12 protein-coding genes, 1 pseudogene and 1 other annotated feature are annotated in these 14279 nt (G+C 45.3%); all 13 genes and pseudogenes read right to left on the reverse strand.

The window, feature by feature from the left end:
* Positions 1 to 56: 56 nt before the first annotated feature.
* Positions 57 to 320 (reverse strand) — a binding site (T-box leader).
* 139 nt (positions 321 to 459) lie between these two features.
* The 13 genes and pseudogenes from AC1DLI_RS13510 to AC1DLI_RS13570 all read right to left on the reverse strand — a co-directional run bounded on the left by AC1DLI_RS13510 (position 460) and on the right by AC1DLI_RS13570 (position 14265).
* A complete protein-coding gene (locus AC1DLI_RS13510; protein ID WP_477603345.1) occupies positions 460 to 1686 on the reverse strand; it encodes an ATP-binding protein in 1227 nt (408 codons plus the stop codon).
* Between the two features lie 137 nt (positions 1687 to 1823).
* The gene (locus AC1DLI_RS13515) at positions 1824 to 2246 is read right to left on the reverse strand and encodes a DUF1801 domain-containing protein (RefSeq protein ID WP_477603347.1); all 423 of its coding nucleotides are present in this window, start codon (positions 2244 to 2246) and stop codon (positions 1824 to 1826) included.
* A gap of 322 nt (positions 2247 to 2568) precedes the next feature.
* Positions 2569 to 4044 (reverse strand): protein adenylyltransferase SelO, encoded by a 1476-nt coding sequence (locus AC1DLI_RS13520; protein ID WP_477603349.1) that lies wholly within the window; start codon positions 4042 to 4044, stop codon positions 2569 to 2571.
* Positions 4045 to 4267: 223 nt separating this feature from the next.
* Positions 4268 to 4828 (reverse strand): hypothetical protein, encoded by a 561-nt coding sequence (locus tag AC1DLI_RS13525; RefSeq protein WP_477603351.1) that lies wholly within the window; start codon positions 4826 to 4828, stop codon positions 4268 to 4270.
* Positions 4829 to 4997: 169 nt separating this feature from the next.
* Positions 4998 to 5468 carry a DinB family protein gene (locus AC1DLI_RS13530; protein ID WP_477603353.1) on the reverse strand — a complete coding sequence of 157 codons (471 nt, stop codon included), beginning with the start codon at positions 5466 to 5468 and terminating at the stop codon, positions 4998 to 5000.
* A 454-nt stretch (positions 5469 to 5922) separates the two neighbouring features.
* Positions 5923 to 6948, reverse strand: coding sequence for an ATP-grasp domain-containing protein (locus AC1DLI_RS13535; RefSeq protein WP_477603355.1), 1026 nt, complete (start codon positions 6946 to 6948; stop codon positions 5923 to 5925).
* A 48-nt stretch (positions 6949 to 6996) separates the two neighbouring features.
* A complete protein-coding gene (locus AC1DLI_RS13540; RefSeq protein WP_477603357.1) occupies positions 6997 to 7794 on the reverse strand; it encodes an HAD family hydrolase in 798 nt (265 codons plus the stop codon).
* Positions 7791 to 8945, reverse strand: a complete 1155-nt coding sequence (locus tag AC1DLI_RS13545; protein ID WP_477603429.1) for a cysteine protease StiP family protein — start codon at positions 8943 to 8945, stop codon at positions 7791 to 7793. The genes AC1DLI_RS13540 and AC1DLI_RS13545 overlap by 4 nt, the downstream gene beginning before the upstream one ends.
* A 27-nt stretch (positions 8946 to 8972) precedes the next feature.
* Positions 8973 to 10274, reverse strand: a pseudogene (locus tag AC1DLI_RS13550) (phosphoribosyltransferase family protein); the annotation flags it as partial.
* Entirely contained in the window at positions 10216 to 11421 is a 1206-nt protein-coding gene (locus tag AC1DLI_RS13555) for an HpcH/HpaI aldolase/citrate lyase family protein (protein WP_477603359.1), read from the reverse strand. The pseudogene AC1DLI_RS13550 and the gene AC1DLI_RS13555, both read right to left, overlap by 59 nt.
* A gap of 95 nt (positions 11422 to 11516) precedes the next feature.
* Positions 11517 to 12314: a TerC family protein gene (locus tag AC1DLI_RS13560; protein WP_477603361.1), complete on the reverse strand. Its 798-nt coding sequence runs from the start codon at positions 12312 to 12314 to the stop codon at positions 11517 to 11519.
* Between the two features lie 24 nt (positions 12315 to 12338).
* Positions 12339 to 13613 carry a TerD family protein gene (locus AC1DLI_RS13565; RefSeq protein ID WP_477603363.1) on the reverse strand — a complete coding sequence of 425 codons (1275 nt, stop codon included), beginning with the start codon at positions 13611 to 13613 and terminating at the stop codon, positions 12339 to 12341.
* 73 nt (positions 13614 to 13686) lie between these two features.
* Entirely contained in the window at positions 13687 to 14265 is a 579-nt protein-coding gene (locus tag AC1DLI_RS13570; RefSeq protein WP_308997769.1) for a TerD family protein, read from the reverse strand.
* Between the last annotated feature and the right edge of the window lie 14 nt (positions 14266 to 14279).

Consider the following 14279-nt stretch of genomic DNA (forward strand, 5'->3'; position numbering starts at 1 on the left):
AACTGCATTTCCTTTGCACCAATAAAAAAAATCCCACCCCCAAGACTTTAGTCAGTCTTAGGGACGAGATTTGTATACTCGCGGTACCACCCCAAATTCGCTAATATGTCGCCATATTAGCCTCTTCAAGTACGGCATTACCAAGTAATGCTTATACTCTAGCTCTGTAACAGGAGCTCCTGGCACACCATCCCCCTTTATCTTGGGCTCCGATGTGCTGCTCTGAGTCTTTTTTCAATAAGGAACTCTTACTCCTTTTCAGCTAACGGAGCTCTCTGTGAAAGAATTCATTTATCTACTCTTCTCTTCGTCGCATTTGATTATTGATTGCGATTATATTACCAAATAACTCTTATAAGGTAAACAAGAATTTTGAAAATTAGAAAACATTACATATTTGATCGTTGCCTGTCCGTTAGTTGAGCGATAATGAACAGTTCTCCCAGCAGTTAGGCAGCATTAGGCCTTCGGTATCCTAGCTATGATCTCTGTTCCAACATCTCGTTCACTGAGCACTTTTATCTTTCCCTTGAACGATTTGATAATCTGGAAGCAAACCATCATACCTAATCCAGTGCCGCTCTCCTTCAAGGAATAATAGGGAGAACCGAGTCTTTCTACTTCCTCTTTCGACATCCCGATTCCCTCATCTTTCACGCGGATTTCCACATGCGAATCATCCACTGTGATACATGAGGCCCAGATCGTCCCGCTAACAGGCATAGATTCAATTGCGTTTTTTATGATATTAATTAGGAACTGGTTCATTCTTTGGGCATTTCCGTGAACTAAACAGTTACTCTCGATGTTGGTTTTAATAGAGACATTTTTGCTTAACGCATAGTTTTGCATCAGAGTCGTAGCTCGTATTAGTTGATTGCCAACGTCCACGTCCTCATTACAATCCGAGGGCGGCTTTCCCAAGGTCAAAAAATTGTGAATGATATTGTTCGCTTGATCCAATTCTTCAATAGACAGTTTAATATACTGCTTCTTGTTATCAGGCAGATCGGGCGTATCAAGGAGCTGAAGAAAGCCCCGGGCTACCTGCATCGGATTACGGATTTCATGGGCAAATACACCTGTTAAGTTTCCAATCAGTCGTAATCTTTCAGCATTTTGAAGTTCTTTACGCATCATATGGATCTCTGCCATGTTCTCATTTAAAGCAGTCAACAACCAAGCCAGACCAGCAGCACAACCGAAGTGAAAAAACATCATGGTTAAGCTCTCTGTTGTAATTCCCCTCAGCACCGAGACTAAAGAAGCGCCCACGAAGCAATAATACGCCGATAGCATGACTGCTATTTTAATTCGCTTGTCTTTTGATACGCTTACGAATTTCTTCTGAAAATAAAAGACAACAGAGTATCCGAGAATGATACTCAGCAGTGTGCTGTAAAAGCCTGGACCCACGCCTAAATTTAAACGATATAGAATGATCAATAAGGCTAAAAATAAACCTGTTTTTCGACCGCAATACAGAGTACCGATCAGCAAGGGAACGATTCTGAAGTCATGCTGCATTCCGTTTCCGTAGCTTATTGGGAATGACATACATAGTAGAACTGAACTCCCCCAAAGTATGGCCAAAAATAGGTTTTTATTTTTTGCGATTCGAATATGGCCTAACAAATAAGCTTGGTAAATGCCAACAGGCACTATGACTAATGATAACTGCAGCAAGAAGTCCTTGATTATGCTCAAACGAATCCACCTTACCGTCCATTCATATCACGTGGACATGCAACTTTTATCTAACATAACACCCAATACTGCCATTTTTCAACTATCGTTTCCGTTAACAAGGCTTCATTACCGATTCAATGCTCCGGATACATCTCATTTATAAACTTGACAGATTGATTTATCATCGCTTTCAAAACGTCAACATCAATGTCAGCTACTTTATTGATATAGACACATGCTTTGCCTGCAGTATGCTTTCCGAGATTCTGCAACAGCGCATCCCGCTCCGTGTCGCCAGTTAGGATATAAAGACTTACCTTTGCCTTTCTAGGTGAGAAACCAGCGAGCGGTGCAACTCCTTCGTGACCGGAGTCATATCGGTAGTGATAGGAGCCAAAACCAATGATGCTGGGTCCCCACATTTTTGCTGGGTAACCTGTCGTTTCCGTAAATATATCTAATAGCTTATATGTGTCTTCGCGCTTCTTAAGATTCTCCACATTATCAATAAATTCAATGACGCTGTTGTCGGTTTCTTTTGTTTTCTGTTCGTACATCGTAATGAAATCTCCCTTCAATAGTTGATCTATAAATTTAAAGTTACAAAATCATATAATTTGGAAGCTTTACATCAATACTTCTTCAAATATTCCCCAATATCCTGCCCTTTAGCACAATAACCTGGCCACGCATCGCCCCATTACCAGCCATAGCGATACATTTACAGGCCCTTCACTTTAAAAAAAGGCATTTTATTGCGCTATAGATCGGCTTTTGCAAAAAAACGTAAAAAAAGGGCCAAATCCTATGCCCTTTTTTTGTAATAATCCAATATGAATATTTTCTTGAACAGGAATGGATTGATCTAAAGCTCCGATATCAGGTACCGCAAAAGGTTCGGTAAGGGAGACTGGATTGCGTAGGCAGTGTGGAGTACTCAGCCTGTTCGGGAGAGTGCGCGTAGGGGCTCGCTAGAACATCAAGAAGCCGTTCCATCACGCTGTAGTCTCCTTGTTTCACTGCGGCTTCTAGCGCCTCTTCTACCCGGTGGTTACGAGGTATTAACGCAGGATTGCTGTTCCGCATCAACTGATACGAGGCATCCTTTGATTCCTGCTGCCTCCCAAGTCTCGCCTGCCATAGTTCCTGCCATTGCACAAATTCCGTGCTGCCGAACAGGTCCGTATCCTCCAGTTGATCAAAAGTTAAAGCACGGAAGGTATTGGTATAGTCCGCGCGGGAGTTCTGCATCAAGCCTAATAGGCTTACGATAAGGGATTCATCCTCTAGCTCTTCATTAAAGATCCCCAGCTTCGCTCTCATTCCCGCGATCCAGTGATGGTGATACAATTCACTAAAATCTGAAAGTGCATTCTCGGCCAATTCCACAGCCTCTTCCTCGTTGTCATGCAGCAGCGGCAATAGGGTTTCAGCGAATCTCGAGAGATTCCACACGGCTATATGCGGCTGATTGCCATAGGCATAGCGGCCATGAATATCAATCGAGCTAAATACCGTTGCTGGATCAAACGCATCCAAGAAGGCACAAGGACCATAATCAATGGTTTCTCCGCTCAAGGCCATGTTGTCGGTGTTCATCACCCCGTGAATAAAGCCAACAAGCTGCCATTTAGAAATTAGCACGGCTTGACGCTTGATGACTTCCTTAAGCAGGGATAAATAGCGGTTCTCATCAGCTTCAATCTCTGGAAAATGTCTTTGCAAAGTATAATCTGCCAATTCCCTGAGATCCTCGGTTGATCCCCATTTTGAAACGTATTGAAAGGTGCCGACGCGCAGGTGGCTTGCAGCCACACGGGTCAAGATTGCCCCAGGTTGCTTGGTTTCCCGGATGATTAACTCACCCGTTGTTACCACCACAAGACTTCGTGTCGTTGCAATACCAAGCGCATGCATGGCTTCGCTGATGATGTATTCACGCAGCATCGGCCCAAGTGCCGCTCGGCCATCGCCCCCGCGGGAGTATGGCGTTCTGCCTGAACCCTTAAGCTGAATATCTACCCTCTCACCTTGAGGAGTGATTTGTTCGCCAAGCAGCAAAGCCCTGCCGTCCCCTAACATATTAAAATGCCCGAATTGATGCCCTGCATAAGCTTGAGCAAGAGGCGAAGCGCCTTCAGGTATTTGGTTGCCAGCAAGTTCCTTTGCCCCATCCTTGCTTTGCAGCGCTTGGACGTTCAACCCCAATGATATGGCTAATGGTTCATTAAGAATGATCAGCTTTGGTAAGCTAACGGGTGGAGGGGTCATTTTAGTAAAAAATGATTCCGGAAGACGAGCATAACTGTTATCAAAATTCCAGCCTGTCCCTATTATTGCGTTTTCCTCTGCCATCGTTTCTCCTCTTCTTTTCTTTTTATATTTTTATACTAGCTTTCACATCAAACAAAAATCATAGGCATTCTGAAATTGTGTGATCTATTTGCTATATCAACTACACTAATCAGCCACTATATTGTTTACTTCTGCCAATTTATTATACACTTTCTACACATGCGCAGCGCTCTTTATGTACCCAGCCATTCCTTCACGAACTGGTTTATCTATTGTAAGCATATCATCCTGCTACATATTCGAATTGATATTTCATCAGTTTATTTAGCCGCCTGCAAAGTTCTTCATTTCCGAAGGCTAACAAGCAATGTTGTTCAAAATGGATATACATAAATCTTTCTTCCGTATTCTCCTCTTTACATAATTCCGAGAACTTCTCGATGAAACCCAAATCAATCCAATCATAGTTATAGGCTAAAATCCATTCATAATTCCTATGGAACATGTCAAAAGATATCCATGCCTTTTCATTCTCGTGATCAACCTGACTTTTAATGTTTCTTATAGGCAGTTTGTCTTTAGTCAAGGAAGACATTCTTGCTGCTAAATTTGTATAAATATCTTCATCTTCAATACACTCCATATCGAAATACCAAATATCATTTGAGGCAATTTCAAAATCATTATTTCCATCATCGATCTCCCCGCCTAATACGGTTAAGAGTGTATAGTACGGATCTTGTTCATATTCCTCACGTTGGAATTGTGCTAATAAATAATCGATTGAAACATTGCTTTTAAAAGAAATTCCTAATTCCTTAAGTCTAGTTATTTGATCTTCCAATGTTATTCTTTTCTTTTTGAATAAACCGAAAATTTGGGTTCACCCCTGAACTTTTATCTTTTCGAATGAGCGGCAGCTTACTGCTCCTCGTTATCACGTGTTATGCTACATCAACTCGGTACAAAGCTATCACCCTTTCGCAGGCTGAAAATGTAAACCAAATCCTTCCTTAATCCCATACCCTCGGCCGCTCTATACCGACTGTTCTCATATAATCCAATAATTGACCGGTGTGAACGGATTCGTGATAAGCCACCCTCATTAACATATCTCCTAAAGTACGAACGTAACCCACATCGCTTCGGTCAATTTCTACATTTGATAAATCATCTTCAGAAAAAGACGACACCGTATTTATAAATTTTTCTCTATAGTTCTGGGCAAAAGCCAGCTCTTCTTCAACGGTTGTAAATACTCGTTTTTCGTAAGGTGATTCATAAGATACCAAGCTTCCTTTTTTCAGCAACGCAAGGTGGTAATAATGTTCACTCTCCAAGACATGGCGAATCATATCTTTAATGTCCAAGGCATCGACGTCCGGTTTCCAATCTAAACTTGCCTCAGGGATACTTTCCCATACCTTCACGCTTCTACGTCGAACTTCCTCAAAATTCAATAAAATAACTTCTATAGCGTTCATGGGCATCCATCCTTTCTGTTTACAATAATATAATCATCATTATTCCGGAACGTACGTTCCGATTACACCTAACAAAAATTTAAAGCGATCATGGATGATCCTTCGTTCGACTAATACGATGCACTGGAGGCTCAACGCAAGATGCTTCAGGTGAGACACGGCAGGCTGGATAGCATGTTGGAAACGCTGGATTAAACAATCAGGCAAAAAAGGAGAGGTTGATATGTCGAGCGTGAAGAAATTAACTGAAGTCGAGCAGAAAGCTTTAGGGAGAGAAATGAGCACACTTTACCGAAAGCTGGCAGACATGCGCAGCATGTCTGCCGAATCGGACGAAGCTTAAGCAGTAACAAAGAAATGGAAAGTATCGCTAAAACTAACTGGTAGCTACTCGCTAGAAGTAACCAAACGTCGATAACAAACTCTAATCTTGATCCGAGGCTGTTAAGCTAGCTTACAGCTGATTAGCTGACATCAAAAGCGGCTGCTCCACATAGCCGGCTTGTATGCCGAATTGCGGCTTTGGCCGTTCAACCGTTTTGCCTTGCAGCGCTTGAACCGCCAAATAAGGCATGTTTACGCCTGACAAACATGTAATGTATAGACCGCCGGACATACGCGGATTGATCTCGAGCAGCTTAGGTACGCCTTTGTTGTAACGCACTTGAATATTGAAGGCGTACGGTATGCGCAGGCTTGTTGCAATGCGTTCCGCAATGTCCAGCAGCTCGGCCGATTCTTCAAGCAAATACGTTCTTCCCGTAGATTTGCGGCGCGGAATGGCCGTTAGCAGCTCACCCTCGGCGGTTGCTACGCAATCGATGCTGTATTCCGTTCCATCGAGCAGTTCCATCACCATCAACGTGTCGAAGTGATCCGTCAACGATAACGTCTCATACGCCTGCTGGAATGTCGTCGACAGCGTCACATAGCCATAAAGATCTTGAAGCGGATCGCGCTCATTATCGATGATCCGAAAGCCCATGCCGCCCTCAGACTTTGTTGGCTTGAAACACACCTTATGTCCAGCAGCTGTAAGCTCTTCATAAGCTTGCTTAAACTGCTCTGCCGTATTTACCACTTGGTAGTCGGGAATGGTCACCAGCTCTTTCCCTCTCAGCGCTTCATAAAATTTATCCTTTTCAATCATCGCGTCCAGCAGCTCAATATCACGGCAAACCATCACTTTCGTGCCGATCTCATCAAACAAGTGCGCATACCGTGATATTTCTTCCATATGCAAACGCGGAATGAAAATATCGATTTTGTTTTTTTGGCAAAAATCCACACAAAAATCAACGTATTCCCGGCCAAATACAGCCGGCTCCGTTCCAATATGATCAGATGCCAGCAAGGACATATGGTTAATATCGGGATGGGTGCCATAAAACTCAAAGGACTCACCGTCGGGGTTATTCCTAATCATATTAATATAATGGTACGCTACCGAAAACCAACGATTCATATACACGCGTGTCATATCTAAATACCTTCTTCCCTGTCATTAAGAATCATATTGCTTATGCGTTCATGATCTGCGTGCGTGCTCTAGGATGGAATCGAGCAGCTCCTCAGAGGCAAGCGCCCCCTTGGCTTTCGTAAACTGAATATGTGGATGCTCCGAATAAGATCGGCCTAATTCGCCGTGAACGGGCGAGATTGCGTAATCTGCCGCTAGAAGCAGGCTCTCATCGAGCAGGCTGTCTCCTGCCGCGTAAACAAAGGAAGACCCCAGCTTCTCCTTCACATATTGAATCGCTGCGCCCTTGCTTACCTTCTCGGGAACCAAATATATTTTGCGGCCTTGAAGCGAGTAGCTCCAGCCATGCGAGGCAAGCTGCTGCTTCAGCTCCTCCAATGATTCATGCGGCAGATTATCTCTCTCCACGACGATGGAATAAAACAGCTCATCACAAAGATCATTTGATTTCACCCAATGCGAGGAGGAGATTTTGGCAAAGAGATCCGCAATCGCTGAGCTTTCCGCACAATGCTGCTTCACAGCTTCGTGTACAAGGTTATGCCATTCCTGATCGATTTGCCCGTTTACAAGCACGGTACCGCCGTTGCTCACAATAACATATTCAGGACGAAACTGCTCTTTAATGCCGAATATTCGGTTGAACTGCTCAGGTATGCGCGTCGTTACCGGAACGAAACGCGCAAGGCCGGTCAGCTCCTGCAGCTTCTGAATAGCCGGCTTTGTCATATATGAAATATGTCTGCCCTCGTACAGCTCGACCGGAACCATATCTTCAATCGCTGTCTCGCCCTTCGATCTTACGGAATAGATTAACGTTTGGTCTAAATCGCTCGCAAAAATCATTCCGAATCCCCCTTCAAGGCTTTAATAATGCCGCAGCAGGAATAGGACATATCCGGATACTCCTCCACAGGTACGCCGCGATCCTTTGCAAGCAGCAAAATATGCTTGAGATTAGGGTTTTCCAATCGGTCGACAAGGATTTTCCATGGCACCCGCCGCAAGAGAACACGGGTCGTCTCACCTACGCCAGGCTTAATGAAATTGATGTCGCTGATCCCAAAAGCACTCTGGATACGCATAATATCCTGCATTCCCCGCCAAGTGATTTCATTTTGTTTAGGACTCCCTTCCATTTGAAGGGCTTCCATCTTGGAATCGGATGCTGTCTGCTTAAAAAAAGCAGAAATCGTATCTACGAATACGCGTGATTGATCTGCTTTTTCCCATTCCTTATAATACTTCGCACCGTGAAAATCTTCTGCCCCGATCAAATCGCCGCGCAGTACGGTCCGGCTGATCAGGCCTGACACGGTCGCATTCAGACATGCACTTGGGATAAGAAAATCCTCTCTCGTCCCAAATGTACACGCACAGTATCCAGGGTCCGCAAGGACAGCCAGCTCGTCGCTCAGCTCGATTCCATGCTTTTGTTTCATAAGGCCGCACGCCGCAATCAGCACCTTCGTAATAGCGCCCTTGCCAGTCCAGCCGTCTACAAATTGCACATGCTGATTCGGATGGTTCTGGTTGATATATAGCAAGGCGTTCTCGTCAATGCCTTTGCCTCTAATAATCGAAAGGCTGTAATGCGGTATATCTTTGCCGTATACCTGCTTGATATAACGCTTTATGAGTACGCCAATCGGTGTTCCGCCTCTTGCCAAGGACGCAAGCACGATATCAAATCCATGCTTCTGAATGATACGTTCCGATACGGTGCCCACCGCTTTGGCGATTCGCTCCGCAGAGTCGCTGAGCGTAGCTTGGAACAATTGTAGATATTCAGCGGTAGGCTGATATTCAATCGGCAGGCTTTCCGAGTAATGGCCGCCTGTCTGCATGGCCGCTTCTCGATCCTCCGTACGCTGCTCTAACGAAATGTCGCTAAGATCCTTCAAGAGAAAGGTTACATCCCCTTGCTCATAGCTCCCTATGGGAGCAGGATCAGCAAGCTTTTTCCGTCTAAAATAAACGACATGTACCTGCGGAATTCCGAGGGACAGCAAAACCTTCTTCAGCTCTGCCATTTGCTCATCTGCTACTTCCCGCTCCATGAATAGAAACATTTCTTCATAAGTTCCGCGTGGAATATTATACATAAAGTTCATGACATCAGCATGCTCGGGGGAAGCATAGGGGTAAGCGGATCTAACCGCGTAATGTTGATCGGAATCCGGATGAATGGGGCTGCGTGTACTGGATTGATACCAAATGTCCGTGCCAAGCTCAGCAGCTACGCGCATCGGAATGTACATAAACTCTCCCGTGCCCATACAAAGCGTCCTGCCGCCCGTTCTACGCTCCCGCAGAAGCGCAGCAGCCTTTTCTACCTCCTTGTCCAGCAGCTCGCTCTCAGCCGTCGATAAGCCGAAACGTCCCGTATGCTTTAAATAAGAAGCCTCGCCGGTCAAGGTAGAAAAGCCTGCAAACTGATTATTCAAATACACGAAATTAATCGCCGGCTCCTGTTCATGGTCCCACTTCTCTTTCTGATGAACTGTGCTTTCAACAGGCGTACCCGAGACCGTAATCTGCCCAGCTACCAGCGAAAGGCAATCCACGTCAACGCCTAGCACCTGCTCCAGCTCGCTAAAGCGCAGAATATCCTCATCGGAACGCCAGTCCAGCAGGCTTGCTACAATATAATTCTTCTTACCATACCTTGCGTGCAGGTCATGAATGATGTTGATCGCCGTTTTACCCGTCGTCATCTCATCATCCACGAGTACGATCGTTTCGGCTTGCTGAAAAATATCCGGATCATTGGCATAACACCGATGCGTCGTCGCATGGGAATGCTCTTCTTCAAAATCGATACAAGAAGTCCTATACGCGATGTTCTCTCGAGTCGTATGCAAGAAGGCCGCGTCGCCGTCAAACATGTCGAACATGCTGTGTCCAAGCGCTGTTGCGGTTTCCGCAAAGCCAATGAACAGCGTCTTTTCGTTCACCTTCATTTTGTTTCGCTTCATCTGCTCATAAATGCCGCCCGCTGACTCCGGCGATTCGAATGCATGCAGCAGCTGCTCCATTCGAATCGGCAGCGCTCCGCCTTTAAACTGCTGATACAATAATCCGAGTGCCGCTCCCGATAACAAGGAAACATGAGGCTTTACCGGAATATGCTTGCCAAGCACCTTACTTACGAACAAGAAGCTTCGTTTTTTGTTGATACGGGCCGCCATTTGGAACAGCCGCTCCAGCGGAATATGGAAGGCATTGCTCGTCACCTTGATCGTAACCTCTAAATCCCCAATAATATTATACGATTGCAGATTCCCGTTCTTCTGCGAGTAAGCAGGTGAAGTTTTGGTTTTCATTTAGCACCCCATATATGTTCGATCTGATCAATATTCGTTTGGCCCATGTCATATGCGGCTTAAACTCATTCATTTTGTTCGAATAACGGCTTTTCATGACGCCTAGATCACCTTGGTTATTTTCGATAATATGCAGGGCGTCCATATACTCCTCATGCGTTACGACAAGCATGGCTTGTACCGGCTTTATATGTGTTGGATGAATAATCGTTTTACCTATAATGCCGTTTTCCTTATCCATTGCTACTTCGCGAATAAGCCCGTCCACATATTTATTAATATAATCCATTCGTAAAATACGGCCGTGCCTTCCCATGCTCTCCTCAAAAGGCGTTTGCCTTAGCTGCGGCTTGAACACGCGATCGCTCTTGAAATACTCCCATACCGGTCCCGAGATGACAAAATGATTATCCATTCTGCCAAACACATTTACGATATCAGCGATACAATCACGAATAACCGCTATGTCATAGATCGTATGATCCGGACTTCTTCGAAGCCCAAAGAGACTGGAAAAATCAGTGGCGCCGATTCGTACGTTCAGCACATATTCCTTATACTCATTCAGCAGCTCCGAAATGCCAAGCAGCGTTTCTATCCGCTTCTCCCGGTATATAACGTCCGCGCTCTCCAAAATAGGCATGCCGTATAGCATTGAACTGGATCCCGCATTTCTTTGATTAAACTCCGCGAGCAATCTTAAATACTCCACGCCGGTTTCCACGTTGAATTTAGGGAATATGATCCCCGTCACATATTGAATTTCCTCGCCAAAATAGGACAGCAGCCGTTTGAGCTGATCCACGGAGCGTATCCTGATGAAAATAAGAGGAATATCGTTTACACGCAATAAGCCGATCGAAAGATATCTTCCTATGGTAAGTAATGTCGCTTTCAGATTCTCCTCAGCATATTCAAGTTGATTGTCGCCTACTGCATCTTCAAGGTCTATCACCATAGACACGAGCCCTTCGTGTTTATCGGCTACCAAATCATCTGCTATATTATCCTTGGTGGCAGGCATATAAAGCGCTGCACCAATCGCGTGAGCAATTATTTCTTTATCAGCATTATTATTGAACTGAGCCGGAAGGGAGTAAAAGAAATGCTGCTCTTCTTCATTGGTAAGATAGTTGAAATACCTCAAAGCGATCCCTCCTAAAGGTTTGGTAAAACAAGCTGAGAGTGAAAAAATATCCCTCGCGTTCCATTGAGGGATATTTCGATTATCTGTTTATTTGCTTAATTAGAAGCCTTCGAGTCTCTTTTGTTACGTATTGCGCTAAAGATAAGCGTACCGCCGAATACCGCTATGATTAAACCGAAGAACAGCGCATGCGGCACATGAAAGTCGTATGCTCCGCCGATCATTTTCGCAGCAATTAGGATAATAAGAATAAACGCTGCTTTTTCGAGCTCTGGGAACTTATCGATAAGCTTGAGGAATACTTGAGCCACGCCGCGCATCATAAGAACGCCGAGAATACCGCCCAGGAAAAGAACCCAAACCTCTTCGCTCACGCCAAACGCTGCTAGAACGCTGTCGATACTGAACGCAATGTCCATGATCTCAACGGCAAGCACCGTACGCCAAAAGCCGTAGCCTTTGTTTTGTACCACTTCTTCTTCATCTTCGTTCCCTTTCTTGCCGATATACGGAAGAAGCGGAATGCCGCCAACCCGGGCAAGCTTGAATTCGAGATGGAACAAATTGCTTAATGCAATCCATAATAAGTATAATCCGCCCGCGACTTTAATCCATGTAATCTGAACGAGATAAACACCGACGCCAATCGCCACAAAACGGAATATATAAGCACCAATAATCCCGTAGAACAAAGCCCTCTTTTGCTGTTCCTTTGGTAAATGCTTAACCATAACCGCCAGTACCAGCGCGTTATCTGCCGATAGCAGCCCTTCCAAAAGGACCAAAGTTGCAATAATCCCCCAGTTTGTAGGATTAGTGAATACCGCCGATAAATTGTCCCATTGAAAGAAGCTGCCAAAATTCGCTATTACGCTTTGAAAAAAATCAACCATTCTTTACAACCTCCGAATATTGCATTATTTGCTTCCTTGGACCCATCTAAGCCCCCAGTTATAAGCCTCGTCGAGCTCTCGATGCCCAGAGAAATACTGAACGAGACGCTGAATACTGAAGGTTTGATCGCTTACGTTCTCGATCATCGCGATGGCACACATGCCTTTGCGATTATTATGCTCGTCCATCCGCACCTCTATATCCGGTCCGCCGGATTGGGAGATGGTGACAACGCCGTCTGCCTCCGCCCAGTTTGTGGCTCCTTCATAGATATACGCATAGATGACAACTCTTTTAATCTCTGACACTTTATTGCCGTTTATTCTCAGATTTTCACCTGTCGATATGGAGCCTGTCCGATCGTCGCCGTCAAGCGAAACGTACGGCGGCCTCGAGAAGTCGCCGAAGCTGTTGCCTAACGCTTGAACAGAACCCTTCATGCCGTTCTTCAGCTCATACAAGCAGCCTACATCCAGATCGACACCGCCGCTTGATCGTCCAAAAAATCCCTTAGGGGCTTTCTTTTGATTCCAATTCAAATTTACAACGATCTCGCCCAGCGCACCGGCGCCTTTCTGCAAGTTGATTACATCACCGCGCTTGGTTAATGAAATCTTGCTGAGGCTAATTGGAGCGCTCTTAAGCTCCGTAATGACGGGTTCTGGAGGCTTTGACGGAATGATTGGAGCCTTCACCGACGCTGGTGGCGGATTAGGGGCAGGTGCATCAGGCTTCACCTCAATGCCAAAGCTCTTGCAAAGCGCTGCCAGTCCGCCCGAATAACCTGAACCGATCGCATTGAATTTCCACTCGTCATTATATCTATATAAATCTCCTACGACAATCGCAGTTTCGATAGAGAAGTTTTTTCCAAGTTCATATCGCAAAATTTCGCGCCCTGTTCCTTCGTCAATGACACGGATATAAGCATCATTCACACTAGAAAAACTTTGTCTCTTTGCTTCCCCATCATAAATGGTTAACGTAAAGGAAATACGTTCAATCGCTTGAGGCACATCGTTAATGCGTATCATAACTTGTTCCTGATCGATTTTCCCGGCTAAGCTTCGTTTATTGTCACCAGCCAGCTCGATCGAACCGCTTGTATCCTTGGGGTTTCCGTAAAAAATCAAATCCTGATCCCCTGCTGCTTTTCCGCCTGCCCGCAATAAAAACGCCGAGAAGTCAACGTCTACCCCCGCCGCGCTGCTCCATCCCATGCCAACAAGCAGATTTTTAAAGGAAGGATTGTTTTTGGTAATATCGGCCTTCTGACCTTTCATTAGGGAGAGCTCCATGCGTTGACCGCCTTTCAGTAATTATAGAATAGGGTGACAAATCTGCACCCTGCCACCCTAAACTTCATGTGGCCTACACGGATAGACCATAATTGCGGCAAAGCGCCGCGAGTCCGCCCGAGAAGCCGGAGCCAACCGCTTGGAACTTCCAATCCGCACCATGCCGGTAAAGCTCGCAAAATACGATCGCGGTTTCAACGGAGAAGTCTTCTCCAAGATCGTAACGAAGCACTTCTCTTCCGTTAGTCTCGTCCACTAAACGAACAAAAGCATTCGAAATCTGGCCGAAGTTTTGGTGCTTGGTCTCAGCATCATGAATGGTGACGCTAATTCCAATTCGCTCAATGTGAGCAGGAACCTTTGCAAAATCAATTTTGATTTTCTCGTCGTCCCCGTCGCCCTCGCCTGTACGGTTATCGCCTGTATGCTCGACTGCGCCGCCATAAGCAATCAATGCGTTATAAAATACAAAATCCTTCTCGTCCTTGGCCTTGCCATCCTGGTGCAGAAGAAATGCGCTCGCATCCAGATCAATCTCACCGCCGCCTGTATACTTGTTCGTATCCCAGCCGAGACCGAGAACAACCTTCGTAAGCCCTGGGTTGGTTTTGGTAAGATCAATCCGTTGTCCCTTGGAAAGATTAATGGACATCGTTTATTCCTCCT

Source organism: Paenibacillus sp. 01T443, assembly GCF_056398325.1.